Raw genomic sequence first — 25,711 nt, 5'->3', positions numbered from 1 at the left:
TCATTCGGATGCTATCACGCGGTCCTGAGGTGGTCAAGGCGTGGCCGGTGTCGGAGTCGTGGGCGTCTCGACCGGCGGCGCGGTGGACGGCGGCGTCTGAATTTCCAGCGAGGGATCGAACATCGGATCCTTCTCCTCCTGCGGCGACAAAATGTCGATCGGGAGCATCACCGTATTTTTCAGCAGGTCGAACGCGAGCTGCGCGACACCGGTCAATCCCGTCGTAAAGGATTTCATCGGCATGTAAGTCACGTCCGGATCGTCGATGGAGCCCTTCACTTGAAACAGCGCCGTCGCCAGGCCCTTGCGGTCCCCGGCGATCAGCCGCCCGAAGAGCGGAATCGATTTCAAAAATTGTGAGTAGGACCCGAAGGGACTCACCGCCCAGATCATGTCCAGCTGATCGGTGGGCATGTCGTAATTACCGACGGCGGAAATTTTCAACACGGGACTGTCCAGGACGATGTTCTGGGTCTTCACCAATCCGTTTTGAATCGTCAGGGTGGTGCTAGCCCGGTTGTACTGTAATCCCTCTTTCTCCAGATCCACCTTGCCTTGCAGGACCGCGGGGAGATTCAGAATGGAGAGTATCTTCCAGATGGCGCGTTTCTCCGTCTTGAGAATGCGGCCATCCTGCAACACCAGCTCGACTTTGCCGTTGAGGGTCGGTAGGAGGCCATGGGGGTTCCGTCCATGCCCGCGGATCACACCGGTCAGCTTCATCTCGCCGGTCACCGGCTGATCATGGGCTCCGAGCAGCGGCAACAGGGATTCGGCCGGGATGCCCGTCATCCGGATTGAGGTTTCGGTTTCGGCCGGTTGTCCCTTGGGCAGCCGGACGACCATGCGTCCGGCTGCATGGCCGGTTCCAGACTGAGCGACGACACGGTCGAGATCCAGCATGCCGTCTTGAATCGTCAAGCGCCCGGACAAGCCGCCGAATCGCAGGTGTTTGTAGAGGCCCTTTTCAATCGTGGCGGTAGCGCTGACCTGACTGGTCGAAGCCAGGGTCTCAAGAAATTCCCGGATCGGTGAGCGGTGGCCTTTGGGGATGAGCAGGTCGAGATCCATCTGGGACGATTCGATCTTCACCGCGATGACCGGTTTCGTCGTCCAGTTCTTCAGCGCCCCCGACAGGCTGACATCGCTGTCCTTGATGCGGAAGGAGAGCTGTTTGATATCGGCGATGTTCTTCGAGAATTTCAGCCGGAGGTAAATATCCTCGACCTGGCCGTCCACGCCCTTCACTGACATCAGGCCGTTGGTGAGCGCCAGCCATCCGCCCGTGCGCCAGTTTCTCCATTCGGCATCCGTGCCCTTCACATCCATGGAAACTTCGAGATTTCCCGCCTCGAACCCGCTGCGGTAGATCCATTCGGGAAGGCTCGACAATGAGACCGTTCCGGAAGCGAGTGAGGCGTCGATCGAAAATTGATCGCCCAAGGTGATGCGTCCCTTCAAGGGCAACCGCAACGGCGGTACCACGAGCTCCATGCGGGAAATCACCAAGCCGACTCCCCGTGTGACATCGGCATCGAGCTCCAGGGAGGCCGGTGAGCCGAACGGTTTTTCTCCGACCATCGGCAGTACGAGTTTGGCGTCGTTCAGGGCGATCTCCCCGCGTAGGTGCGGCGCACCGGAGGCCCCGGATAACTGGACTTTCGCGTTGACCATGCCATAGAGGAGATCGTCGGGGAAGGTTCCGGCAGAGACCATCTGGCGAAGTTGGGCGGCGCTGCCCTTGGCGCGGATGACAAAATCCTGAAAGACGCTGGGCGTGCCGCCGCTGATCATGCCGTTGAACTGCAGTTGCGTCTCGCCCACGTTGGCGGTGACTTGATCGAATTGGGCTCCGCCGGTTTGCGAGAACAGGATGCGCCCGTGCATGGCCGTGAGCCGTTGCGGCAGGGAGGGATTCACCAGGCTGACTTGTTCGGCCAGCACTTCCCCGCCTGCGAACGTGATGCCTTCCGGTTTGTCCAGCGGACCGACGAGGCGGAAGGTCGGATGCGTTTGGCCTTCGATCTCACGCGATTGCGCGAGCAGCGAGGTCAACCGGTCCGCACGGATCGTCTTGGTCAAAAATTTCACCAGATCCGCCGCCGTCATGTTGCCGCTGATGTCCAGCTCCATCCAGGGCCCTTCATCCAAGAACGACACCACGGCTTTTCCGTCGGTCATCTGGAGGGACCCGTAGCTCCCCGTCACCTTTCCGACCCGGATACGTCCCGGCTCGACGGAGATGGTGGCGGACAGATCCTGCGTCGGCACACGGTCGTTTCCGATCAGCGCCGTGCCCTTCTCAATCCGGAAGTCGCCTGTGAGCGACAGTTGCGGGCTGGGCGCGGTGGCGCCGGTCAGCGTGGCCGAGACGATTTCGACCGTCCCGCCCAGTTGGCGCTGTTCGACGATGCCGGGCAATTGGGGATGAATCCATTGCGGTGGCATGCGGGCGAACAGCGTCTTGAGATCGATGGTGGGCGACGCAAAGGTGATGGAGAACGTGGGTTGCGAGGTCAGGAGTCCCGCCATGTTCGCCTTGCCGGTGATCGCCAGTTGATCGACATTGGCGGCGATCTCCGTGAGCACCACGTCATACCCGGCCACGCCGGGCGCCACGCGGATGCGGCTCTGCAGATTGGCGCCACCCTGCAGTTGAGCGGGCACGGGGCGCGGGCCGAAGAAGTCGGCCGCTTCGCGCAGGCGCAGGTTGGTGGTTTCGATCTCGCCGTCGAACTGAAACGCGGGATGGACGGAATAGGGTTCTTCCGCCGCCAGCGACGAGGAGGACTCGCTCAAGCCGATGGTGCCGGTTAAGGAAAATGAAGAAGGGGCCGCTTCTGCGGGCAAAGAGGCGGAGATGTGCAAGTCTCCCTGGGCCTTGCCAGGATAGACCTTCAATGCCATTTCGACCGCTTCCAGCTTCGTGGTGCGGACGCCGTCCGGACGGGCCTCGTCCGTGATCGTGATGTGCCCCTGCTGAATCGTGGCCTCACGGATTTGCAGGAGACGGCTGAACATCTGATAGGCCGATTCGTCTTTGGCCGCAGAGGGGAGCCCGGCGAGCACATTCCAATGGCCGGAGCGATTGCGGATCAGCGTGACGGTCGGCTCGTCGAGAAAGATTCGTTTGGCCACGACCTGCTTCTTCAGCAGCGGCAAGAGGCGCAGGACGATGTCGATTTCTTTGGCCTGGAAGACGACGTGGGTCGGGTCGTCGTGACCATAGACACCCACATTGGAGAGTTCGAGCCGGACGCTGGGCAGGACGACCAGCTTGATCCGATCGACCTCGATCTTGCGCCGCAGACTGGTTTCGAGTTGCTGGAGGAAGAAATTCTTGATGACGTCGACGCCGAACAACTCGCGCGAATAGAGGAGAAGGAGCGCACCCACGACCACCAGGCCGAGCAGCGATAACACGACAACGCGCGGACGAACCCTCACTCCACCTCCATCAGGTAGGTCAAAATCTGAGTGTACTGGATGCATGAGAGGGAAATCCATACGGCAGAGAGGCGCTATCGGGCGTGAAACGTGAAACGAGAAAGGTGAAACGTGAGGCGTCACACGTGTGACGTGAAACGGTAGGAGACCGTATCTCGTTGGGGATCGCAAATACCTTTCGTCGGTTGATGCGTGCCGGTCTATAATGCCTCGCTTTCTGACGGGTGAGTAAAAACCGGGGGTACGCGTGGGAGCAGGCAGAGCGACGACACAACCGCGATGGGGCATTCTCGGGCTCCTGTTCGCGATCAGCGCCGTGACCTACATGGACCGGGTCAACATCTCCGTCACCGCGAGACAGATGATGCCCGCCTATGGCCTCACCGACCAGGACATGGGCTATATCTTTTCCGCCTTTGTGTTCGGTTACGCGCTCTGCCAGATTCCAGGCGGCTGGCTGGGCGATCGCTGGGGAGCCCGGGTGGTGCTGGCGGGTGCGCTGGTCTGGTGGTCGTTGTTCACGGCCTTGACGGCGGTGGCCGCAACCCTGCCGTTGGCCGCCATGGTCGGGACGGTCGGTGCGCTGATCGTCGTGCGCTTTCTCCTCGGTGTCGGAGAAGCGGTGGCTCTGCCGAATTTCAATCGGGCCGTGGCCGATTGGATTCCGCCTGCGCAACGTGGACTCGGCATCGGCATTGCCATCGGCGGCATCGGCATCGGCGCCGCGATCACCCCTCCCCTCGCCTCCTGGGTCATGGTGAATTACCACTGGCAGACGGTCTTCTACCTCTCCGCGTTGATCGGTCTGGTGGTGGCCCTGTTATGGGTGCTCTGCTCCCGAGAGCAGAAAGCGGCGGATGGCGTGGCGTCCATACACCCGCGCGTAGTCGTTCCCTGGCGGCAATTCGCCGCTTCGTCATCCCTGCGCTGGCTGGTGTTGAGTTACGCCTGCCTGGGTTACGTCGCCTACATTTATATGTCCTGGTTTTATCTCTACCTGGTGAACGTCCGCGGCATCGATCTGTTGCGTGGCGGCTGGCTTGCGGCTGCACCTTTCGTGGCGATCCTCGTCTTCTGCCCGCTCGGCGGCTGGACCACGGATCGCCTGGTCTCGACCCTCGGTCTGACGAAGGCTCGAATGATCGTCGGCATGATCGGCATGGGGCTGGCCGGTGGACTGATCGCCGTCGGCGCCTGGGCCGACTCACAGGCCGTGGCCATCGCCTCTCTCTCGCTGGGTGCCGGCTGGTTGTATTTCACCGTCGGGGCCTACTGGAGCGTGACGACCGATCTCTCTAAGACCCATGCAGGCACCCTGTCGGGTGTGATGAATATGGGCGCGAACGTAGGCGGCGTCATTTCTCCGAGCCTTACGCCCTGGCTCGCCGACCACTGGGGTTGGACGGCTTCGTTACTCGTGGCCGCGCTCATCGCCCTCTGTGGCGGCGTGATGTGGATGAAGATCGATGCGAGCGAGGGGTTGAGGGAGTGAGGCGGACGGCGAGGGATTGGCTTGGCGCATAACGAAGGCGGATGCGGGACTGTTTGCGCCGTCGCTCATCCTCGATTTAGTATGACATGATATCGGGTTCCGATAGTTGCTGGAGGTATCGATGAGTACCATTACGGTGACCTTGCCGGACGAATTGCTCAAGCGTTGCACGCGTTACGCCCAGGCCCTCCATATATCGAGGGCGGCTTATATCCGGCAATCCTTGGAACGCATGAACCTCGAAACCGAGCGAAGGCTTCGTGTCGATCGTCTCACCAAGGCCTCGTATAAGGTGCGCGACCAAAGTATGCGCATCAACGGGGAGTTTGATGCCATTGAGACAGACCTTTATGCGTAAGCGCGGCGAGATTTAGCTTGCCGACTTGAATCCTCGCCGTGGGACGGAACCGGGAAAGACCAGACCCGTGCTCATCGTCCAAGCCCAAGCGTTGCTCGATGCCGGACATCCCTCCACCCTGATCATTCCCCTTGCCACCCAGCTCATTGACGACGCGGAACCGCTCCGTCTCAGAATTGCCGCTCAGGGCAAACTTCGGAGAGACTCCGATCTGCTGTTGGATCAACTCCGCGCGATCGATAATCAACGATTGATCGAAGGTCCGTTGACCCGTCTCACCACGATCCAACTCAGGGCCATAACCCACGCTCTCAAAGAAGTGATGGATCTCGGTTAGTTCCGCGGCTCGCTCTCCCCGACCATTAGGCTGTGCTCTGTGGTGAAGTGAAGCGCCGCCACTGTTCATACTTTCACGCCCTGGCTCGCCGATCACTGGGGTTGGAGGGTGTCGCTAGTGGATGAAGGTCGATCCGACGGAGGGGTGAGGGAGTGAAAGGAGACGAGACCGGTCGCAAGCTTGCGGAGTATCGCCGTGAAGAGGCACCTGCCCACGAGATGCCCCGGTGGTGTTTCCGCACCCGAGGATACGTCCCGGCACTGAGTCATGTCGCCCCGCAGCATTTCTTGAACTTGCTGCCGCTGCCGCATGGACAGGGATCGTTGCGCCCGACTTTCCGGCCGGTCGTCGGTGCAGGGCTGAGATCGCCCGCTTCGCGCCGTCCCTGATAGATTGCGCGACCGAGGTGCGCGTACTCACCCAGGGCATCGTGAAAGATGTCGAGGACGGTTCCGGCCAACTGCGCGAGGCTTGTGCCGGCCTTGCCTTCTTCATGGTAGGCCCTGGCCAGGCTGGCAGAGGAAAAAAAGGTCAACGTCATCAGCGCGGCTCCCAGCGCTTCATCGAGTTCCTCCGGGGTGAATTCGTCCCAGTATTCCACCAGGTAGTCATGGCCCATGCCGAACCCCTGTGCCCAGTGGCTCAGCGGTGCGTCGGGCTCCAGATTATCGAGGGGGGCCGGTCTGATGTCGCAGCCAGGTGGAAGCGTGGGACGATCAGCAAAATACTGCCGGGCACAGTCGTTATAGAGTGCCATCATGGCCTGAAGCACCTGCTCTGCCTCAGCTTGTGTGTCGTAGCCGGCGTCATGATCATCGAATACCATCGGTATCCACTCCGATGGCGGGATTAATTCCGGACCGTTCGCGAGGCTGAACAGAAATCCTGCCAGCTGTGGATACGTTAGCGTGCCGGTCGGGCGCTGGGGCGATGCGAGAAAGTTCTTCAGGACGGCGGCCTGGGTGGCGGTAAATGGGGGGACCATGGAAGGCATGCGGCGATCATAGCCCCGATGCACTCGGGATGGAAGGCGAAATAATGCGGGTAGGCTCATCGTCGGGCAGCAGCGGGAGGTATGGCTTCCTGTCTCCCCTTCGCCGTTGTCCTTGCCTAGGCTTTCCAGGTTACCACGACTCAGAGCCACTTCCCACCATCCTTCGTCTTGGCGTAGCGCTCATAAAATAACCGCACCGCCCGGTCGAACCGTGAAAGCCGCACTTCTGTCGGCGACTGGAGCACCCGTTCTATCTCCTGCGCCATACCAGCCATTTCCTGATGTTGCAGCACATGGGGGGCCTAGGAGACTCCCTGTACATTTTTACGTCTCATTTTCCCTGCCCCTCACGCCCTGGTTCGCCGACCACTGGGGTTGGACCGCCTCGTTGCTGGTGGCGGCGTGATGTGGATGAAGATCGATGCGAGCGAGGGGTTGAGGGAGTGAGGCGGTGGTATGAATTCTTGACAGAGCGGGTAGTGCCAATGTAATTACACAAGAGTTCAGCAAGGCAGGGGAGGAAATCGCAATGAAAGCTCGTGTTGTGCGAATCGGCAATTCCCAGGGCATCCGGATTCCGAAATCTGTCATTGAACAGTGTCACCTGCACGGCGACGTCGATCTGGAGATTCAGCACGGACAATTGGTTATTCGCGCGGCATCCAAACCGCGCGCCGGCTGGCGTCAAGCGTTTGAGCAGATGCATCGACACGAGGATGACCACCTGCTGGATGAAGAATCTGCAGCGATGTCTACATGGGATCGGAGCGAATGGACATGGTAGTGTCCCGCTTCGATGTCTTTCTCGTCCGTCTCGATGCTACACAAGGACGTGAGATCCGTAAGACCCGCCCCTGTCTCATCATTTCCCCGGATGAAATGAATCAGCACATCGACACGGTCATCATCGCTCCCATGACGACGAAAGGCCGTCCCTACCCGACTCGTGTCCCGCTTCGATTCAAAGGTAAGTCCGGGCAAGTTGTGCTGGATCAAATCCGGACAGTGGACAAAAGCCGATTGGTCAAGCGTGTAGGAACGATCACTGACGTGACACGCGCCCAGATCCTCACTCTGCTTGCCGAACTCTTTGCCCCGTAATCCTTCGACAGTCCTACTTGTCCCACACTCACGCCCTGGCTCGCCGATAGCTGGGGTTGAACCGCCTCGTTGCTGGTGGCCGCACTCATCTCCACCTGCGGCGACGTGATGTGGGTGAAGATTGATTCGCCCCAGGCGATGAAGAAGTAGAAGTGACGGGCTCATGAAGGAGAACGCTCGAAGTTGGACGAAGCCGGGGACCAGCGGTTCAGCTGACTGGTTTTGGAAGTCACTCCGTGGACAAAGGGTCGATCCAGAGGTGCTAGCGGAATCGGCGCAACCACAGAAGCCTGTGAAGCCTGCCCGATTCAGGATCCTTCATCAACAGCGGGTCATTGAACGTCGTCACGGACCTTCGCAGCCATCGAGGCGACGCGTGCGACGTCAACACTCATGACGATGTCGACTGAGTCTAACGTCTCGATCGGGAACCACTCCGCCTCCAACGCATCACCGGCCGCCTGCGGGAGGCCTGAAATCCACTCGCATAATACGGCGATCAACACATAGTGGGTGACCAACTGTCCACTCGCGTTCCGATGGAAGGCGTCGACCGCCGTGAACACGTGCAGCGGGCGCACGACGAGGCCGGTCTCTTCCGCCACCTCCCGTGCCGCGGCAGCTTGGACCGGTTCACCCGGCTCGATCTTGCCACCGGGAAAGCCCCACTTCCCCGCGTCCGGCTGATTCGCGCGGCGGACGAGTAGAACCTGGTCGTCTCGCAGCACCACGCCGATCGCCGCAGCAACCGGCGTGACGGTCATGGCCGGCAGCGAGCCTTTCTGCGCCTTCGTCTTGCCATGGTGACTCATGTGAGGATTCCTCCAATCCGACGTGTATGAGGCCGCGGAGGCTGGATGCCGTAACCGGGTTGCGTCCACGTCGCATCCATGTCGGGCACGCAGCTCCCTTCTTCCGGTGGGAATCGAAGTTGGACAGCCGCAAGGTGCAAGGGTCAGCAATCAGGCTAGGCAGTCTGCCTCACACTGTCAAGCAGGCCCACATGGGATGCTCACCGACCGACGCCGGTCTTCGAAGCGGCGGCGATGGCGTGAGTGACGGAAAGACGCTGCGCGGTTGACCGGATTCTCGAAGAGCCGGGTGAATAGGTTGTCGGCGTGATGAATATGTCGCGAATCAAGGCGGGATCATCTCCCCGGGCCTCACCCTCTGGCTAGACGATCTCCGAGGGAGGGCGGCCTCGTTGCTAATGGTAGCGCTCATCGCCCTCTGCGGCGGGGTATTGTGGGTGAAGCGATTGAACCGGAAGAGAAGTGGGTGGAGTAAGTCAGAATCTCATTGTCTCCAACTAGGTCAGTTCCTCGGCTTTTTGGTGCGCCATGATCGTGCGACCCGGTTCGACGTCTTGCGCCGTTCCGCACGATATGCGGCCGGGGTTTCGGCCACCTGATCGGCTCCACCCTCCGGTTCAAGCACCACCCGCACATGCGCATGGAGTTCCCGGGCGACGCGGCGCAGCATACTGAGCGAATGACCTTCATAGCCTGGCGATTCAAGCCGACAAATCTGCTGTTGCGAGGTCTTCACCCGCTCAGCCAATTGCTTCTGCGACAGGCCCGCCTGCCGTCGCAGCGTGGCAATCTGAAGTGCCACGTCCCAGGCCTGGCCCGCCTGCTCGAAGCGCCTGGCAAACGTCGGATCCGCAAGCTGCTCTTTGAGGTAGCGATCAAAGTTCGTCTGTTTCATCCCTTCATCCTCTTCTGCCAATCTCGCATCCGTTCGCGGGCCGTATCGAGATCGCGGGCAGGAATCGCGCGGCCTTTATTCCTGATGCCGTGCAGAGCGACGATGCGGCGGCCGCTCATAAAGAACCACAGCACTCTCGTATTCAGTTTGCCGACATGCCGGAGTTCGTAGAGTCCATTCGTAAGCGACTTGGACAGCGGCTCACGGTGATACTGCCGGTTGCGCAGCTTGGATAACCCAGCCAGCACTGCGGCAAAATCGCCGGGATCGCTGGCTTTGAGTTCATCGAGAAACTCCCGAAGGGGACAGTGCCCTGCCACCGTTTCATAGAACTCTACCGCGAACTCCATGCTCATGCAACATCAATATTAGTGTTGTCTCTCAGCCGTCTCACATTAGGCTCGATTAGCTGCCCGCTTCCGCGCACAGCACTTCCGCCTGCTCCAGCACCGTCTGGGTTGCCTTCTCCTGCTTGTCCGGCGGATAGCCGTGTTTGCGAAGAATCCGCTTCACGATGACGCGAAGTTGAGCACGCACGTTCTCTCGCACCGTCCAATCGATCGTCACATTCTTGCGGACGGCGTCCGCTACTTCTCGCGCGATGGTCCGTAGCGTCTCATCGCCCAATACCTTCACTGCGCTGTCGTTCGTTTCGAGCGCATCGTAGAAGGCCATTTCGTCCTCGGTCAGACCAAGGCGTTCCCCTCGTTCGTGCGCCCGGCGCAGGTCTTTGGCTAATCCGATCATCTCCTCGATCACCTGTGCGGCTTCGATCGCCCGGTTCTGGTACTTTCTCACGGCCTGCTCCAACATCTCTGCAAAGGACTTGGCCTGCACCACATTCTTTCGAGACCGTACCTTGATCTCCCCGCTCAGCAGCTTGCGCAAGAGTTCGACAGCCAGGTTCTTCTGTGGCATCCCCCGCACTTCGGCTAGAAACTCGTCCGAGAGGATCGAGAGATCCGGCTTCTTCAGCCCCGCAGCGGCAAAGATGTCCAGGATCTCATCGGACACCACAGCCTTTGAAATGATCTGGCGAATGGCATGGTCGAGCTCTTCGTCGGTTTTCTGTTCAGCCGGCACGCTCTTGGCCAACACCGAACGCACGGCCTGGAAAAAACCAACATCATCCCGAATCCGGAACGTCTCCTCATGCGGGACAGCCAACGCAAAGGCTTGCGACAGGTCCGTTACGGCGCGCAGGAGACGCGCCTTACCGTCTGGCTGCTTCAAGATATGCTCTTGTGCAGCAGGCAAGACAGAGAGCCGCTCTTGCGGCTTGCCGGTCATCCATGGCGACCAATCAAAGCCCCTCACCAGGCCGGCAGGTGTGGTGTATGAACCAAAGAGACTTCGGCAGATTTCATACTTCTCCTGCATCACGGCGACGGCCTCTGCCTGGTTGATCGCCGTCTTACCCGTCCCACCGCTTTCCGTGTAGGTCGCGAGAGCCTGCTTGAGTTCGTCGGCAAGGCCGAGGTAGTCCACGACCAGCCCACCGGGCTTATCCTTGAACACGCGGTTGACTCTGGCAATGGTTTGCATCAGCCCATGCCCGCGCATCGGCTTATCGATGTACATCGTGTGGAGACTCGGCGCGTCAAAACCGGTCAGCCACATGTCGCGAACAATGACGAGTCGAAAGGGATCTTTGGGAGCACGGAATCGTAGGGCCATGTCTTCGCGGCGTTTCTTGTTCCGGATATGGCTTTGCCACTGGATCGGGTCGGACGCCGAGCCTGTCATAATCACCTTCATCGAGCCTTGACCATCCCCATCGGCATGCCATTGTGGACGCAGGGCTGCAATCTCGCGATACAGCTCCACGCAGATCCGGCGGCTCATACAGACCACCATCGCCTTTCCATCCATGGCCGCAAGGCGATTCTCAAAGTGATCGACGAGGTCACGCGCGATCAACTTGATTCGATTCTCCGATCCCACCACCGCTTCAAGCTGCGCCCACTTCGTCTTGAGCTTTTCCTTCCGCTCGACCTCTTCCCCTTCAGTCGCCTCTTCAAAATTGGGGTCGATCTTCGGCCGCTCGGACGCCTTCAGCTCCAGCGTGGCAAGCCGGCTCTCGTAGTAGATGGGAACTGTGGCTTTATCCACGACCGCCCGTTGGATGTCGTAGATACTGATGTAGTCGCCGAAGACGGCTCGTGTATTGGCATCGGTCTGTTCGATGGGTGTGCCGGTGAATCCGATGAACGAGGCGTGAGGCAACGCGTCACGCATATGGCGGGCGAAGCCGTCGATGAAGTCATACTGGCTCCGGTGGGCTTCGTCCGCGATCACGACAATGTTGCGGCGTTCTGACAGTACGGGATGCCGGTCGCCTTTTTCTTCCGGAAAGAACTTCTGAATCGTCGTAAAGACTATCCCTCCGGAAGCCACGCTCAACTTTGCACGCAAGTCAGTCCGGTCGGTCGCCTGAACCGGGTCCTGTCGAAGCAGATCGCGACAACGAGCGAACGTCCCAAAGAGCTGATCGTCGAGATCGTTGCGATCGGTCAGCACCACGATGGTGGGGTTCGCCATCGTCGGATGCAGGATGACCCGTCCCGCATAAAAGGCCATGGTCAGACTCTTACCCGATCCCTGGGTATGCCACACCACACCCACCCGCCGATCGCCTGGTTCGCCACCTGGTTGATGCCCCGCTTTATAATGACCCCAGGCCTCGGCGGCTCGATGTTCTGCCGCATGACGGGCTGCCCGCAAGGTTTCCTCAACCGCTACATTCACCGCATGGAACTGATGGTAGCCCGCCATCTTCTTGATGAGCTTGCCCTGTCCCTCGTCTTCGAAGGCAACGAAATGCCGCACCAGATCCAGGAATCGCCGTTTTTCAAAGACTCCTTCCAGCACCACTTGCAGCTCGGACATTGTGGGGGCCGCGTCCTGAACCCCTGCAATGGTTCGCCAGGGCTTAAACCATTCCTTCCCGGCCCCAAGAGTCCCGATGCGAGCCTGGACACCGTCAGAAATGATGAGCGCCACATTGGTAGCAAAGATCGAGGGAATTTGAGCCTGGTAGGTCTGAAGTTGCCGGTAGGCAGTCCAGATGGTGGCCTCTTCGTCCGCAGGGTTTTTCAGCTCGATCACGGCGAACGGAAGGCCATTCACGAACAGGACGATATCAGGTCGCCGCTGGTGCTGCCCCTCTGAAACCGTGAACTGATTGACGGCAAGCCAATCGTTGTTCTCGGGCCTGTCGAAGTCGATCACCTTTGCTTGTGCGCCAGCAATCGAGCCGCCCTCCCGGCGATACTCAACGTTTACGCCATCGATAATCATCCGATGGATGGCACGGTTCCGTTCTATCAACATCGCGGCATCCGTCCTGGTGAGCTTGCGAAAGGCGTCTTCGAGGGCTTCGGATGGAAGCTCTGGATTCAGTCGCACGAGCGCCTGGCGTAGCCGCTGTTCCAGCACCACGTCTCGGTAGTTCGGATCGCCGCGCTCCGAGGCTGGTTCGCCGTTGGCGATGTCCGGCCCGTGCAGCACGCCGTAGCCAAGCGCTTCTAGCCAGGCGAGGGCGGCGTCTTCGACGATGGATTCGGCAAACAGCTCCATAAACAACTCAATAGGTTCTAAGTAAGGCGTATTCAGCACGGGACACGATTGATCGCAGTACCTTTAAGCGTTTCTTGTTTACAATAATGTTTGGTCTAACTGTCCGTTTAAGCCCAGTGTCAGAAATCCAAGAATCGTTCCATAGATTCATCTTCTTACCTTCGACAAGACCACATAGCTTGTCTCCGTAGGTTAGCTTTGGACTGAAGCAATAGCTAATCCGTTGAAGCCATACCTCGAGGTGTCCGTTATTCGGCAATTGGTCGAGCCTTTTCCGGATACGATCGACTGCAACAAGCTTTTCTTTCTTTGTTGGCAGCTTGCTTAAAAGCTTGCTGACGATCGCGGCGCAGGTAGGGAAACATCGCGGACTGTTGTAGCCGATATCAATTGCGATACTAATGAGCTGCATCGGGTTATGTACTGATTTTCTGGAAGCCAGTCGTCTGTAGAACTGGTCGAGGGCGATGAGCAAACTGCCACCGTTAGGAAAATCGGTTCCATGAGCATGGATTAGCAGTAGGTGTTTCTGTAGGTTTCTATCGCTCTGCCGGCGTCGCATCCATTCGCGCTTATCCATCTTGATAGAACTTGCAATGACTGCTTGCGCCGTGGTGGTCTTAGACGCATTAAGCTTGAGGCCGAGAGCAATCAAGACCTCAGTTAACGTCTTCAAAATTAACTCTCCGGCGCGGGAGTCATTCACGAAGATACGGTAATCGTCTCGATACCGAAGAACCTGGAGGGCCTGTCAGATTTTCTGTGTGTGAGGCGGGTTAGTTTCACGCCACACTCGGATTGAACCGCTCTGCATACAGGATGGCGAATTGATTCATCGCCGCCTTCCAGTCCCGCGTCGCCCGGCTCCAGCCGGCCGTAATATTGCGCAGCGCCAGCCACAGCAATTTGGTCGCCGCTTCGTCGGTCGGGAAGTGACCGCGCGTCTTGATGATCTTGCGCAGCCGCATGTGCACCGACTCAATGGCATTGGTCGTGTAGAGGATCCGCCGCACCTCCGGGGGGAACGCAAAGAAGGGCGTCACGTGGTTCCAGGCCCGTCGCCACAGGCCGCGAATGGGCGCATACTTGGTCCCCCACGGACCGGCCTCGAACGCGTCCAGCGCGGCGTGAGCCGCCGCCTCGGTCGGCGCGGTGTAGATCGGCCGGATTGCGGCGGCCACCGCCTGGCGGTCCTTCCAGCTCACGTAGTCCAGTGAATTGCGGATCAGGTGCACGATGCAGGTTTGCACGGTGGTCTGTGGAAACACCGTGCCAATCGCCTCGGCGAGCCCCTTTAAACCATCCACCACCGCGATGAGCACGTCCATGACCCCACGGGTGCGCAGCTCGTTGAACACCTTCAGCCAGAACTTTGCCCCTTCGGTCTGCTCGATCCACAGCCCCAGGATCTCCCGCGTCCCATCGGCGCGCACGCCCAGCGCGAGATACACCGCCTTGTTCCGCACCACCGCGTCTTCACGGATCTTCACCCGCAACGCATCGAAGAACACGACGGGGTACAGCGGCTCCAGGGGCCGACTCTGCCAGGCCGTCACCTCGGCCAGCACGGCCTCGCTCACGGTGCTGATGAAGTCGGGCGAGACCTCCACCGCATACATCTCGGACAGGTAGCCCTGGATCTCCCGGACGGTCATCCCCCGAGCATACAAGGCGATGATCTTGTCATCAAAGCCCGTGAAGCGCCGCTCGTGTTTGCCGATTAACTGCGGCTCGAAGGTCCCGCTCCGATCCCGCGGCACCTCGAGCCGCACTGCCCCCTCGTCGGTGAGTACGGTCTTCGGCGTCGTGCCGTTGCGGTGGTTGCCACGGGGCGCGCCGGGGGCCTGCTCCGTCCCCAGGTGATGCGTCAGCTCCGCCCCCAGGGCACGCTCCAGCACCGCCTTCTTCAGGCCCCGGAACAGAGTCTCAAATTGTGCCGGCGTCAGCGGCCCAGGCACCAACTGGTCCAACAATTCCTGGCTTACCGGCAGCGCCGGGGCGAGGTCCTTCGTCGTGTTCGTCTTGCGAGGCATCGAGGCTCCTTTCAGCCACACTATGCCTCACACACAAAATTTCGGACAAGTCCAACCTGGAAGTCGGTGATTTTTGTATCGGCCAACCGCTGGCTTAGCTCTAGGTCGGCATAGCCAAGAACCATTTCAGCAATCAGGTCTACCAGTACAGAACCCTGGGGGATGCCATTGGTTTGTCCGTGCTGCATATTTTGAAGTCGAAAATCAATTGCGTTGCCGCTGAGCGATAGATCTCGCCTCTTAGCCTTTGCAGTCGACTTCCCGTGCAAGGCCCATGCAATTGAATGCGTATATATAGAAGCGTAGCAATCTGTAATGTCACCGTGGAGCACATAGGCGAAGTCCAATGCCAAATCAATAGAAGCCTGCTCGATTCCTTGCCACCAATGGAGAATCTGGGCGCCTTGATCTTTCTTCTTTGTCAGGGACTCTTGCGGGATGCTCAGACATCGAATCTTGGGATCCTTCGAGAACTCCTGGAATCTTGACCGGATGGCAGCCCACGCTATGGATTCGGTCATTGAATGAGCAAGATCAACATAGAGCACGGGGTGGATAAGTTGGAAAGGTCGCCACGCATAGCGACCGTCCTTGTTGGAGTAGATTGTGTAATTAACATCCTCAAAGTCTCGCGGCTTGAGCTTCAGGCTGGCCAGCGGTTTGATTGTCAGAAACTTCTCCACCGGCCGCAAGAGCCGTCCAAAATCAAAGTATGGTGGAAGGTCGAGACGGCAATAGCTTTCTGGCTTTAGAAAAAATGCACGAGCCTGCCGCGCTGACATATCAAGCACAGACCGATCGGTCGGCCCTCGCTTGGGTCTGACTGTTTTGCCGCTCACACTGCTGTCCTTTCCAGCATGCGCGCCGCGTTCTTCACGCACAGCTCGCCGGAGACTAGCTTGGGCAGCAGTGTGTCGCGTAAGGTTGCGAGAGTGCTGGAGTCACGATTATTACGTTCCTGCCGTACCCAGCATGGATTCAGTAGTTCCGCAAAGGCCTCCTGGACTTCTAACGGTGGAGCCAAAACGCTCAAGTTATAGAAATCCTCTCGGCCGGTCGAAGGGATGGCAGACCCACTGTCCATACTATTAATGTCTTGCCGGAGTAACTGGTAATAGGCCCAGCGCAGCTCGATCGGTTCTTTGGGTTCAACGTAGAACGCTGTGTCGATCACAAAAAATGGACTGCTGCAAAAGTGAACCCCGCGATAGGCCCCTTTTCTCCCGATGATAATTCCCGGGTGTCCGCAAAGTGGTCTCGAATGGCTCCCGATCATGCCGTTCGTGCCATAAACAGGATAAGCTTCATTGGTTTTGTCGTAGTCTCTGAGACTTTTCCCATATCCCAGACTTACCAACGCTCCCCAATTCGTAACGCGCCACCCTCTCGGTATCTCTCCCAGCTCCGAGTCCTCGAAGGAATTCGGGAAGAGATCGGCGAGGGGCTGGGGCAGGCCAGGGTCGCGGCCTGCCGCTTTGGCGCGGACTGGGTCGAAGTCCACGAACCAGGACTTGAAGAGCGCCCGCGCCATTGCCTCCAGCGTCTCGTTCATACGGCGGTTCAGTTCGATTTTGTCGTCCAGTGTGCCAAGGATGTGGGCGATTGCATACTGCTCGGCTAGCGGCGGCAGAACTATGCGCGCAGTGTGAAGATCGTTTCGATTGAGACCCGGGACGGCCGCCTTGTCCGAGTAGGCTGTGAAATCGAGGGATCGAAGCAAATAGTTGATGAACCGCGGACAGTTCCCCTTGAAGTCGCGGACGTAGAGTGCTGTGTTGAGCGGCCAGTAGTCTTTGGTGATGTAGTGGACTTCGCCGAGCGTTCCGTATCGTCCAATCACGACACCAGGGCCCTTAACCTTTGCTTCAGTGTGCCGGCCGGTTATCCCCGACGACGACACGATCGGAACAGGTCCCTCCCTACGCTCGTAACTAGGCAGGTCATAGCCACGTTTCAACTCGATCGCGTCGCTGAGGCTTATCTCTGCCCACTCACCCGCCATACCCAAGCTCCTTCAGGTTGGCGGCGATTGCAACATCCAGCTTCGCGGATTCGGCCTGCTGTTCTCGCAGCATCGCGGTAAGCCGAGTCATCTTTTCCTCGCCCGCCTAGTCGATTTCCTCGGTCGCGGTTCCTGCCCGGCCAATTCCGCCTCGATCTCTTCCACCGTGGGCAGGCTTCCCTTCAAGGCCTTCGGCAGCTTCTCGACGAGCTGGGTTTCCCACTGCGCGACGCCGACCGGGCGTTTCAGATGCCGCAACGCATACTCAACCACGAGCTTATTCTTACCACGACACAAGAGCAGCCCGATTGTAGGCTGGTCGTCCGCATGCCGCAGCAGATCGTCGGCGGCGGAAAGATAGAGATTCAACTGACCGACGAACGCAGGATCGAAGGCAACGGCCTTGAGTTCGACCACGACATAGCAGCGCAGCTTCAGGTGATAGAACAGCAGGTCGATGATGAAGTCCTGATCCCCGACTTCGAGTGGTACCTGCCGGCCTACGAATGCGAATCCGGCACCGAGTTCCAGCAAAAATCGTTGGATGTGATCCACCAGCGCCTGCTCGACCTCTCGCTCACGGCGGGGATCGGCCGTGCCGAGGAAGTCGAACAGGTAGGGGTCTTTGAAGACTTGGGTTGCAAGATCGGACTCACTCGGAGGCAACGTGGCGGTGAAATTGGTGAGCGCTTTGCCCTGCCGCGCATGGACGCGGGCCTGGATTTGGAGTGCGAGGATGTTGTGAGACCACCCCTGTTCAATGACTTGACGCACATACCACAGGCGCTCGACGGGGTTGTCGAGTTTCTCCAACAGCGCGATGTGGTGGTACCAGGGGATTTGTGCAAGAGACGCTTGCACAATTGCGCGCTCCGGCCAGGCTGAGGCAAACGCGCGCATGTATTTCAGGTTGCGGGGCGAGAACCCCTTCATATCGGGGAACGCCTCGTATAGGTCGGCTGCCAGGCGATCGATGATCTTCGCGCCCCAGCCCGCGCGTTTCTGACGGTCGAGGATCGTGCTGCCGATGTCCCAATAGAGAAGGATCATAGCTGCATTGGCGGACAGGACGACGCGCAATCGTTCCTGCAGGATACGTGTCTTGATCGTGGCGAGTGCCGCGGCATACTCCTGTGGAACGGTTGCCTTGGCCGGCGCAACCGGGAAGCTCGCTTCGGGCCTTGCGCGCCCACGAGTCAAGCGTGGCTCTTCTTTGCGCGGGCGCTTAGGAGCCATACCCCAGCTCCTTCAGGTTGGCGGCAATGGCGGTATCCAGCTTCGCAGCCTCAGCCTGCTGCTCTCGCAGCGTCGCAGTAAGCCGCTTCATCTTTTCTCCGAATGGCTCGGCATCCTCCACCTGCGCTTCAGCACCGACGTAACGGCCCGGCGTGAGCACGTGGCCATGTTTCCGGATGTCGTCAAGCTTGGTCGCTTTGCAGAAGCCGGGTATATCGTCGTACTTGCCCGCGGCTTTATCGCCCCGCCAGGCGTGGTAGGTGCCGGCGATTTTTGTAAGGTCGCTTTCGGTGAGTTCGCGATGCACACGATCTACGAGCGTGCCCATCTTGCGGGCATCGATGAAAAGCGTTTCGCCCCGCCGGTCTCTAAACCTCCCGTTCTTTTTGTTGCGGGCGACAAACCACAGGCAGACCGGGATCTGCGTCGAATAGAATAGCTGCCCCGGCAGCGCGACCATACAGTCTACGAGGTCGGCCTCGATGATGGCCTTGCGAATCTCGCCCTCGCCCGATTGATTCGATGACATGGAGCCATTGGCGAGTACGAATCCGGCAAGCCCGGTGGGCGCCAGATGGTGGATGAAGTGCTGCACCCAGGCATAGTTGGCATTGCCCGCGGGCGGCGTGCCATAAACCCAGCGCATATCATCTTTCAACAGCTCCCCGCGCCAGTCGCTGTCGTTGAAGGGCGGGTTGGCCAGCACATAGTCGGCCTTGAGGTCGGGGTGGCGATCGTTGTGGAAGGTGTCGCCGTGGGCGATCTGCGCATCAATGCCGCGAATGGCGAGGTTCATCTTGGCCAGCCGCCAGGTCGTGTAATTCGACTCCTGACCGTAGATGGAAATATCGCCCAGCTTGCCGCTGTGGGCCTCGATGAACTTCTCACTGCTGACGAACATACCGCCGGAGCCGCAGCATGGGTCATAGACCCGGCCCTTGTAGGGGGCGAGCATCTCGACTAAGACACGCACCACACTGGAGGGTGTGTAGAATTGCCCGCCGCTTTTGCCTTCCGCGCTGGCGAACCGGGAGAGGAAGTATTCATAGACACGGCCCAGCGTATCCTTGGCACGGTCGCTGCTGCTGCCGAGGGCGATATCGCTCACGAGATTAATGAGCTGGCCGAGCCGCACCTTGTCGAGCCCCGGCCGGGCAAAGTCTTTTGGCAGCACGCCTTTGAGGGAGGCATTGTCTCGCTCGATGGCCGACATGGCATCATCGACCAGCGTGCCGATGGTTGGTTGTGGCGCATTCGCTTTGAGATGGGACCACCGGGCTTCCTTGGGCACCCAGAAGATGGTGGCCGCCCGATATTCGTCCGGGTCTTCCGGATCGGCGCCTTGCTTCCGTTGTGCATCAAGCTCGGCGTGCTTGGCTTCAAAGGCGTCGGAGATGTACTTGAGGAAGATCAAACCGAGGACCACGTGCTTGTACTCCGCCGCGTCCATGTTGTTTCGCAGCGCATCGGCGGCGGCCCACAGCTTCGCTTCAAAGCCGAGATTGGCACCCGTCTCCGCCTTCGCAGCCGTCTTTCCTTTAGGCGCCATTGCGTACTTATCCTTCTCCGATTGGAACTCAATACTTGCCTGATTGCGGCCGCAGAATACCCTGTTCGTGTCTTTTAATCACCCGCGTTTTTACCGGCAAAAGCGACTGGTTGGTGCCTAGGTGTCGAGGGACGTGAAGCGTCTCTCGCTGGAATCGGGAAAGGCATGAGTCGCCTCATCGCTTCCACCCGCCTCCCCCATCCAACGGCGCAAAGGGCGTGTTGGGGTTGTACTTGTTGATCGGGTTCAGCGGATTCTCCGGGCGATACCGATTGATGGGGTTGAACGGATTGTTCGGATTGAATTGGTTGATGGGATTGAAGATGTTGAAGTCCCGCTGGTACTTTTCATCGAACCCCGGCTCTGCCCAGGCTGTTGAGGTCGACGCCAGAAGCATAAATATCGCCGGAAGCCTTGTAGATCGCATCGCCGCCCTCCCCTTCTGTCGTTCACCGGCTACTGTACTCGATGACCGTGACATCCGGGGTCACAGGAGACAAAAATTATCGTCTATCGTTGTTCGTGAAGCGTATCTCGTGGGGGGAAGAGTAGCGGCTCGTCCGGAGGGCCTTGAGCAACACCTGCCGATCAGGCGCGAGTAACCTCAGAGGGCTGCGGTACCCCGGAGGTATCCAGGGCATAGGCGTAGGCCTCCTTCATCTGGACGTTTCCGCTGTCGGTATAGACGAACAGGCGTGTGCCGTCTGTGCGTGTTTTCACGAGGCCGTAGGCGGTGCGGCTGAATCCGTAGAATGGTCCCCGTTTCTTGGCCTTCTTCTCGTCCTGCAGACGGGACGGGCCTTCCTCCTCAAAGAACGCGACCAACTCGGTCACAAAGATGAGCGGTTCGGGCACTCGCGACCATTTGCCCAACGCTCCCATGAGGGTAGCTCGCGGATGGATGTATTCTTTGCGCGCGCTCTCGTCCCCACTCGACACGACGCTCACGATCGGCGAGACGGCTTGAATGAAGGCGCCGGAAAAATCGGCCGACCCATGATGCGGCACCTTGAACACTTCCGATCGTAAGTTGAGGTTGCCCCGGTTGTGTTCCCGCGCCAGAGTCCGGCTGGCTTCATCGTTGAGATCGCCTGAAAACAGAAAGCTGAACCCGCCGTAACTCAGACGCAACACGATCGAATGGCCGTTGATGGTGTGGGAGGCAGAGTGGCCGGTGAAGCCTTCGTCGCTGTCGCTCAGCGAGTCATGCCCGATCCTCGGTCCTTTCGGGGGTTCCCCGAGAAACTTCAGCGCCGGTTGTCCGCCCACGGTGGCGGTCATCGGCCCCAAGGTCTCGATGCGCAGATCGCCCCGATTGAAAAACTCAAAGGCCTGGTTGTCTCCGAACTGGAGACGCCGGAACGCTACTTCACTCCGGCTGTTGTAGGTGGCCAAGGTGTTTTTCCATTCTCGAAACGGCTCGTTCATCTCCGCATCGGCCACGTCGAGCAGATTGTCTTCCAGCCCCGTGAGATAGAGTTGTCCGTTGATCGTTTTGGTCGGGCCCAGCAGCTTGGTGTCAGGAACGGCCTTGTTGTTCATCTTGCTCGGGCGCTTCACGATGCCGTTGTGATAGACCCGCTTCGGCTGCATGAAGAGGCGTTTGCGCTTCACCTTGTTCGTTTCCGACTTGAGAATCTCGGGAAGGCCGGCGAAATGGTCCGCATCTCCATGAGTGACGAGGATGCAGTCGATGGGTTGTGGGTTCTCTGCCGTGGTCCCTCGAAATCGTCCGGCCAGGTACCGCGCGAACATCTGGTTGTCTCCCCCATCGACCAGGATGATCTTCCCGTCCGGCGATTCGATCACCGAGCCGTCGCCCTGCTGGACATCGACGAAATTGACCTTCAGGACCTGATTGTCTGCGAGGGGTTTGGTGAGAGTGGCGATTTTGAGGCCGGACGATTTTGTCGGTTCGATATAGCCGGTGATGGATTCGGGTAGGATGCTGCCGTCCGGTTTCTCGCGAAAGACGGTAATGCCGACCTCCAGGTGAGTCGCGGCTACTTTGAGGACCGTGACTTCGTCGCCCCAGGCAATGGTCCGGATGAGCTTCTTCCGTCCCCGTTCCTCCCACACATCCGCCAGATCGACATTCAGCACCATTGTGTCAGGCATAGGCCCTCCCTCGCATGCTGTCGATAAAGACTGCCGGCGGCGTTCCCGGTCGCACGTCTCCCTGCGACGTACCGCAAGGGTACGCCTCAGTCGCCGTGCTTCCTGCGGCCTTGCCGGACAGCCGTTCTGAACAGCCTGCGAACAATTGTAGTGTCCCTGGTCTCACGCTGCAGCCTTGCTGGACGGCTTTGTTGAGCAGCCTGCGGGTGCAGGTGAGTTCCCGCCTGTGTTTCCATTGGGCGTAACCCTCCGCTAAGCCCGGTCATCGGCGGCTCGATGGTTTCGGCAGAGAATACGCCGTTCACTGTGAGAAATCACGCCTGTCAAAACGGAGGTTGTGGTTCGTGACTCGCCGTCCGGTGCATGCGGGATCCGCCCCTCTTGCCGTTGGAATCCCCGCCCTGTTAGATTTGGTCCCATGATTATGCAATTTCAGAAAAAAGATCCTCGTGCCACGATCATTACGAAGTTCGGGGAGATCAGGATTAAGTTCTACCCGGACGATGCGCCACGCCATGTCGAAAATTTCATCAACCTGGCCAAGATGGGCTTCTACGACGACACCACGTTTCATCGCGTGGTGCCGGGCTTCATCATCCAGGGCGGCGATCCGCTGAGCAAGACACCCGACCGGATGCTGCACGGCACCGGCGGACCAGGCTACTTCTTGAATCCCGAGCCGAACGACCGGCCGCACAAACGCGGGGCCATCTCCATGGCGAAAATGCCGCGCGACGGCAACAGCACCCGCGATTTCAACGACAACGGGTCGCAGTTCTTTATCTCGCTGCAGGATAACGGCGGATTGGATCGTCGCTATTCGATCTTCGGCGAAATCATCCGGGGCATCGAAATCATCGACATGATTGCGAAGCTGCCCTGCGACGAGCGCGACAACCCGCTCGAAGCGATTCGCATGAAAGTGACGGTGAAGGAGTAGCGGCAGCGAGCATGGCTAAAGGCCCTACAGTTTGCTTCCCATCACCGCTGAACGTCTCATCCGGCCTCCGGGGCCTCATGTTCCCCTATATCGTCTTGTGCTCTCTCGAACCTTCCTCCAATATGCCGGCTGCCTGATGCCTCATGTGACTCGGAGTGCATGCTGATGTCTCCGTTGCGTGCGATCCTTCGCAACAGCATTCTCCTGCTGGCCGTAGCGCTGTCCGGATGCGACACGGAACGTCATCGACTGATGACCGACCACTATCCGTCCTATCCTGAAGGCATGCGCTGGGCCATCGATCGCGGGAAGATCCTGCGCGGCATGAACCAGGATCAGGTCTATCTCGCGCGCGGGTCGCCGGTGTGTAAAAAAGACGTGGAGGACGAAGGCCGGATGGTCACAGTCTGGCTCTACCCGCCCATCGGCCGGGATGCCTGCGTGACCAGCGCGTTTCGTGTGTACTTCGAGGAAGGCGTCGTCACCACCTGGGATCGCTTCACCACACCCACCAGATATACCGATCCGGCCGGCGGCATGCCCGCTTACTAGCCCGCATGATTCATGAGCGCTTCTGCTGCAATCGCGGATTCGCAGCTGCGACTAGCCTGTCGGCGGGCGGGCTCGCCGCTCGGTCGGTCGACATCCTGTTCAAGGATGCCTTCCTCCCTCACGGCTCCGCGCGTCCGTCTCGCTTTGTGACTCCGCAATTTCGCGACGAACCGTCATGAATCATGCGGGCTAGCAGGCTGCTCAGAAAGACCGCCCAGCGGCGTTCTCGGTCGCACGTCTCCCTGCGACGTATGGGAGATAAAACGGGACTACTGGTGGAGTATATCCGTTCGCCAAGAGTATCTGTCACGGCGAACGGGTCAAACGAAGTTTGGTATGTACCTCCTCAGTCGCCGTGCTTCCTGCGGCCTTGCTGGACGGCCTTTCTGAACAGCCTGCAGCCGAGTGTCGTCAAACATCAGACGTAAAACGTGACTCGTCGAGGCAGGAAGACTGAAGCGTAGCTTCGGGCTCCATTCATGGAGCGAGGCGATTCGAGAATGACGGCGTGACTTCCGGCGCAGGCTGCTCAACAAAGCCGTCTACCGAGGCCGCAAGTAAGGCAAAACCGGAGGCGTGACATTCTTACCCGCCCACCCTTCGCCTGCCGGGACAGGCTCTTTTCCCATGGGGGTACGTTGAGGATTTTGGTGAGCCGAGAGCGAAGGTAGGGGGATTTTTCAGCAGCCTGCCCGCAGAACGGTCAAAACGATTGTCCCGCTAGGCCGCAGCTAGCGAAGGAGCGAGGCGTACCTAGGATGACGGCGTGACTTCCGGCGCAGACTGCTCAAAAAGTCCGTCCAACAAGGCCGCAGGCGAGAGAAAACCGGAGGCGTAGCCTCTGGCTACGTTGAGGATTTTGTCGAGCTGAGAACGCAGGTGACGGGCTTTTTCAGCAGCCTGACCTAGAAGAAGGCCATGCTGGCATACGTCACCGTCGAATTATACTGATCCGTGATGCCACGATCGTACCGTAACACCTGCCCCGTCTCCGCTTGAATCAAACGCAGCAGCGAGTAGATCGGCGAGAAGCCGGAGATGCGGCGTTGATCGTTTTCTTTCTGGATGAACTTCGCGAACTCTTCCGGGTCACGGTTCTCGACATGCTTGAGCATCTCGAGATCGATCTGCATGCAGCGGTGGAAGGAGAAATCCGTCGGCGGCGCCGAGTCGCCGTATCGCATGCCGATGTGGGCCAGTTCCGCGCCCACGACCACACAGTAAGTCTTGCCGGTGGCCACGAGGGCGTCCTTCAAGGCCTGAAGAAACGTCTCGACCTGCTCCCGTATTTGCGGATCGCGCAGGCTGTCCGCCGAAAACGACGTGAGGATCGGAACAATCGTAAACGGCCGGTCCTTGCCGAGACTCTCTTGCAGGAACGGCAGCTGAAATTCCAATGCATGTTCATTGTGATGTGCCAATTCGTCGGTAAAGGCTGAAGGAATCTGCTCGCGTAGGCGATCGGTGACCGCGCGTTCGACCTTCACGAGCCCCAATGGTGTCTCGAAATCCTTGTCCGTCATCGCCACTGGTTGTTCGAGCCCCGAGTAGGCGGTGCCGATGAGCACGTACAGGTCCGGTTGCTGGGCTTCCTGCAATTCCTTATAGGCCCAGGCATAGATCGGTCCGGCGTGCTTCAGTTCGTAGGTCGGTGCGACGAGCCCCTTGATGAGCTTGCCTGCATGTTCGGATGCCTTGACCTCCGGTCCTTCCTTGGAGGTGAAGAAGCCGTTGATCTGGGCGCGCAGTTTGGCGGCGTCGGCTTCGTAACTGCGGCCTGAAAACTGCGGCAATCGGGCGGGCGCTTGGCGATAGGCGGTCAACGCCTGTTGCTTGGCCTGTTCGGTGCGCGTCCCTTCCAGGAATAACTTCGTATCCAGATCGGCCAGTAGCTGCTCGACCTTATTCGGCATCAGGAACTCGCCGAACCGCTTCAGGTAGATCGCGCCGATGTCCTGGACGCTGTGCTCCCCGTCGAGATGCTGGACGATGAAGAAATAATTCAACGGCAGGACCAGTCGTTCCTTGCTCAACCCGGTCGGGTCCCAGAGGACGATGTACTGCTCCTCCCCTTCCTTGATGGGCGAGAATTGTAGGTTACGCAACAGCGGGTATTGTGCGGGATCTTTGGCGGCGATGGTCGGCGTTGATTCCATAATGAGCGGCATTGTAGCGGAGGCAACTTCTCAGGCGCAAGGTGGGCAAGCCCGTCGTGAAAGGTAAAACGTGAAAGGTGAAACGTCTCTCGTGAGGAAAGAAGATGCGT

General features: G+C 59.1%; 23 protein-coding genes. 7 read left to right on the top strand and 16 right to left on the bottom strand.

From position 1 onward, the window contains the following. Positions 1–33: 33 nt before the first annotated feature. A complete protein-coding gene (locus tag NSND_RS02635) occupies positions 34–3,447 on the bottom strand; it encodes a DUF3971 domain-containing protein (protein WP_159450596.1) in 3,414 nt (1,137 codons plus the stop codon). Between the two features lie 247 nt (positions 3,448–3,694). Here NSND_RS02635 and NSND_RS02630 point away from each other — a divergent pair, with 247 nt between their 5' ends. The 3 genes from NSND_RS02630 (at position 3,695) to NSND_RS02620 (ending at position 5,634) form a co-directional block, all read left to right on the top strand. Next, positions 3,695–4,939 carry an MFS transporter gene (locus tag NSND_RS02630; RefSeq protein WP_143833360.1) on the top strand — a complete coding sequence of 415 codons (1,245 nt, stop codon included), beginning with the start codon at positions 3,695–3,697 and terminating at the stop codon, positions 4,937–4,939. 121 nt (positions 4,940–5,060) lie between these two features. Then, positions 5,061–5,297, top strand: a complete 237-nt coding sequence (locus tag NSND_RS02625) for a hypothetical protein (RefSeq protein ID WP_080877479.1) — start codon at positions 5,061–5,063, stop codon at positions 5,295–5,297. 25 nt (positions 5,298–5,322) lie between these two features. After that, on the top strand, positions 5,323–5,634 hold the full coding sequence (locus NSND_RS02620) for a type II toxin-antitoxin system PemK/MazF family toxin (RefSeq protein ID WP_200810462.1): 312 nt from the start codon (positions 5,323–5,325) through the stop codon (positions 5,632–5,634). 265 nt (positions 5,635–5,899) lie between these two features. Here NSND_RS02620 and NSND_RS20835 read toward each other — a convergent pair whose 3' ends face one another. After that, the gene (locus NSND_RS20835) at positions 5,900–6,628 is read right to left on the bottom strand and encodes a UPF0149 family protein (RefSeq protein WP_159450595.1); all 729 of its coding nucleotides are present in this window, start codon (positions 6,626–6,628) and stop codon (positions 5,900–5,902) included. 140 nt (positions 6,629–6,768) lie between these two features. Further along, a complete protein-coding gene (locus NSND_RS21795; protein ID WP_255373830.1) occupies positions 6,769–6,894 on the bottom strand; it encodes a hypothetical protein in 126 nt (41 codons plus the stop codon). A 263-nt stretch (positions 6,895–7,157) separates the two neighbouring features. Here NSND_RS21795 and NSND_RS02610 point away from each other — a divergent pair, with 263 nt between their 5' ends. Further along, the gene (locus tag NSND_RS02610; protein ID WP_080877478.1) at positions 7,158–7,412 is read left to right on the top strand and encodes an AbrB/MazE/SpoVT family DNA-binding domain-containing protein; all 255 of its coding nucleotides are present in this window, start codon (positions 7,158–7,160) and stop codon (positions 7,410–7,412) included. After that, positions 7,406–7,729, top strand: a complete 324-nt coding sequence (locus tag NSND_RS02605) for a type II toxin-antitoxin system PemK/MazF family toxin (RefSeq protein WP_200810496.1) — start codon at positions 7,406–7,408, stop codon at positions 7,727–7,729. Before NSND_RS02610 ends, NSND_RS02605 begins: the two co-directional genes overlap by 7 nt. Positions 7,730–8,061: 332 nt before the next feature. Here the strand turns inward: NSND_RS02605 and NSND_RS02600 are convergent, their stop codons facing one another. The 12 genes from NSND_RS02600 to NSND_RS02545 all read right to left on the bottom strand — a co-directional run bounded on the left by NSND_RS02600 (position 8,062) and on the right by NSND_RS02545 (position 21,953). Then, positions 8,062–8,541 (bottom strand): NUDIX hydrolase, encoded by a 480-nt coding sequence (locus NSND_RS02600; protein WP_080877476.1) that lies wholly within the window; start codon positions 8,539–8,541, stop codon positions 8,062–8,064. Positions 8,542–9,043: 502 nt separating this feature from the next. Further along, a complete protein-coding gene (locus tag NSND_RS02595) occupies positions 9,044–9,436 on the bottom strand; it encodes a helix-turn-helix domain-containing protein (protein WP_080877475.1) in 393 nt (130 codons plus the stop codon). Next, a complete protein-coding gene (locus NSND_RS02590; protein WP_080877474.1) occupies positions 9,433–9,792 on the bottom strand; it encodes a type II toxin-antitoxin system RelE/ParE family toxin in 360 nt (119 codons plus the stop codon). Before NSND_RS02590 ends, NSND_RS02595 begins: the two co-directional genes overlap by 4 nt. A gap of 49 nt (positions 9,793–9,841) precedes the next feature. Further along, on the bottom strand, positions 9,842–13,015 hold the full coding sequence (locus tag NSND_RS02585) for a type I restriction endonuclease subunit R (protein WP_080877473.1): 3,174 nt from the start codon (positions 13,013–13,015) through the stop codon (positions 9,842–9,844). Between the two features lie 7 nt (positions 13,016–13,022). Next, a complete protein-coding gene (locus NSND_RS02580) occupies positions 13,023–13,691 on the bottom strand; it encodes a hypothetical protein (protein ID WP_143833358.1) in 669 nt (222 codons plus the stop codon). 106 nt (positions 13,692–13,797) lie between these two features. Beyond that, positions 13,798–15,048, bottom strand: coding sequence for an IS256 family transposase (locus NSND_RS02575; protein WP_080877471.1), 1,251 nt, complete (start codon positions 15,046–15,048; stop codon positions 13,798–13,800). Between the two features lie 20 nt (positions 15,049–15,068). Continuing rightward, the gene (locus NSND_RS02570; RefSeq protein WP_080877470.1) at positions 15,069–15,887 is read right to left on the bottom strand and encodes an RNA-directed DNA polymerase; all 819 of its coding nucleotides are present in this window, start codon (positions 15,885–15,887) and stop codon (positions 15,069–15,071) included. Further along, positions 15,884–17,050 carry a restriction endonuclease subunit S gene (locus tag NSND_RS02565; protein ID WP_080877469.1) on the bottom strand — a complete coding sequence of 389 codons (1,167 nt, stop codon included), beginning with the start codon at positions 17,048–17,050 and terminating at the stop codon, positions 15,884–15,886. Before NSND_RS02565 ends, NSND_RS02570 begins: the two co-directional genes overlap by 4 nt. A gap of 87 nt (positions 17,051–17,137) precedes the next feature. Beyond that, the gene (locus tag NSND_RS02560) at positions 17,138–18,286 is read right to left on the bottom strand and encodes a PDDEXK nuclease domain-containing protein (protein WP_080877468.1); all 1,149 of its coding nucleotides are present in this window, start codon (positions 18,284–18,286) and stop codon (positions 17,138–17,140) included. Further along, positions 18,276–19,835: a class I SAM-dependent DNA methyltransferase gene (locus NSND_RS02555; protein ID WP_080877467.1), complete on the bottom strand. Its 1,560-nt coding sequence runs from the start codon at positions 19,833–19,835 to the stop codon at positions 18,276–18,278. The genes NSND_RS02560 and NSND_RS02555 overlap by 11 nt, the downstream gene beginning before the upstream one ends. A gap of 175 nt (positions 19,836–20,010) precedes the next feature. Beyond that, the gene (locus NSND_RS02550) at positions 20,011–20,262 is read right to left on the bottom strand and encodes a hypothetical protein (protein WP_143833357.1); all 252 of its coding nucleotides are present in this window, start codon (positions 20,260–20,262) and stop codon (positions 20,011–20,013) included. A gap of 161 nt (positions 20,263–20,423) precedes the next feature. After that, the gene (locus NSND_RS02545; protein ID WP_080877465.1) at positions 20,424–21,953 is read right to left on the bottom strand and encodes a ComEC/Rec2 family competence protein; all 1,530 of its coding nucleotides are present in this window, start codon (positions 21,951–21,953) and stop codon (positions 20,424–20,426) included. Positions 21,954–22,371: 418 nt separating this feature from the next. Here NSND_RS02545 and NSND_RS02540 point away from each other — a divergent pair, with 418 nt between their 5' ends. Continuing rightward, on the top strand, positions 22,372–22,893 hold the full coding sequence (locus NSND_RS02540) for a peptidylprolyl isomerase (RefSeq protein WP_143833356.1): 522 nt from the start codon (positions 22,372–22,374) through the stop codon (positions 22,891–22,893). Positions 22,894–23,058: 165 nt separating this feature from the next. Then, positions 23,059–23,445: a hypothetical protein gene (locus NSND_RS02535; RefSeq protein WP_143833355.1), complete on the top strand. Its 387-nt coding sequence runs from the start codon at positions 23,059–23,061 to the stop codon at positions 23,443–23,445. Positions 23,446–24,350: 905 nt separating this feature from the next. Here the strand turns inward: NSND_RS02535 and amrB are convergent. Beyond that, positions 24,351–25,613: an AmmeMemoRadiSam system protein B gene (gene amrB, locus NSND_RS02530; protein ID WP_080877463.1), complete on the bottom strand. Its 1,263-nt coding sequence runs from the start codon at positions 25,611–25,613 to the stop codon at positions 24,351–24,353. Between the last annotated feature and the right edge of the window lie 98 nt (positions 25,614–25,711).

This window comes from Nitrospira sp. ND1 (assembly GCF_900170025.1).
Classification (GTDB): Bacteria; Nitrospirota; Nitrospiria; order Nitrospirales; family Nitrospiraceae; genus Nitrospira_A.
This window is presented reverse-complemented; position numbering and strand designations above follow the sequence as displayed.

Excerpts from the sequence above, each read along its gene's own strand:
- NSND_RS02575 (WP_080877471.1), bottom strand. The coding sequence starts at position 15,048 with ATGCCTCGCAAGACGAACACGACGAAGGACCTCGCCCCGGCGCTGCCG.
- NSND_RS21795 (WP_255373830.1), bottom strand. The coding sequence starts at position 6,894 with ATGGCGCAGGAGATAGAACGGGTGCTCCAGTCGCCGACAGAAGTGCGG.
- NSND_RS02550 (WP_143833357.1), bottom strand. The coding sequence starts at position 20,262 with ATGCGATCTACAAGGCTTCCGGCGATATTTATGCTTCTGGCGTCGACC.
- NSND_RS02610 (WP_080877478.1), top strand. The coding sequence starts at position 7,158 with ATGAAAGCTCGTGTTGTGCGAATCGGCAATTCCCAGGGCATCCGGATT.
- NSND_RS20835 (WP_159450595.1), bottom strand. The coding sequence starts at position 6,628 with ATGCCTTCCATGGTCCCCCCATTTACCGCCACCCAGGCCGCCGTCCTG.
- NSND_RS02585 (WP_080877473.1), bottom strand. The coding sequence starts at position 13,015 with ATGGAGCTGTTTGCCGAATCCATCGTCGAAGACGCCGCCCTCGCCTGG.
- NSND_RS02560 (WP_080877468.1), bottom strand. The coding sequence starts at position 18,286 with ATGGCTCCTAAGCGCCCGCGCAAAGAAGAGCCACGCTTGACTCGTGGG.
- amrB (WP_080877463.1), bottom strand. The coding sequence starts at position 25,613 with ATGCCGCTCATTATGGAATCAACGCCGACCATCGCCGCCAAAGATCCC.
- NSND_RS02600 (WP_080877476.1), bottom strand. The coding sequence starts at position 8,541 with ATGAGTCACCATGGCAAGACGAAGGCGCAGAAAGGCTCGCTGCCGGCC.
- NSND_RS02595 (WP_080877475.1), bottom strand. The coding sequence starts at position 9,436 with ATGAAACAGACGAACTTTGATCGCTACCTCAAAGAGCAGCTTGCGGAT.
- NSND_RS02545 (WP_080877465.1), bottom strand. The coding sequence starts at position 21,953 with ATGCCTGACACAATGGTGCTGAATGTCGATCTGGCGGATGTGTGGGAG.
- NSND_RS02540 (WP_143833356.1), top strand. The coding sequence starts at position 22,372 with ATGATTATGCAATTTCAGAAAAAAGATCCTCGTGCCACGATCATTACG.
- NSND_RS02625 (WP_080877479.1), top strand. The coding sequence starts at position 5,061 with ATGAGTACCATTACGGTGACCTTGCCGGACGAATTGCTCAAGCGTTGC.
- NSND_RS02605 (WP_200810496.1), top strand. The coding sequence starts at position 7,406 with ATGGTAGTGTCCCGCTTCGATGTCTTTCTCGTCCGTCTCGATGCTACA.
- NSND_RS02590 (WP_080877474.1), bottom strand. The coding sequence starts at position 9,792 with ATGAGCATGGAGTTCGCGGTAGAGTTCTATGAAACGGTGGCAGGGCAC.
- NSND_RS02565 (WP_080877469.1), bottom strand. The coding sequence starts at position 17,050 with ATGGCGGGTGAGTGGGCAGAGATAAGCCTCAGCGACGCGATCGAGTTG.
- NSND_RS02535 (WP_143833355.1), top strand. The coding sequence starts at position 23,059 with ATGTCTCCGTTGCGTGCGATCCTTCGCAACAGCATTCTCCTGCTGGCC.
- NSND_RS02555 (WP_080877467.1), bottom strand. The coding sequence starts at position 19,835 with ATGGCGCCTAAAGGAAAGACGGCTGCGAAGGCGGAGACGGGTGCCAAT.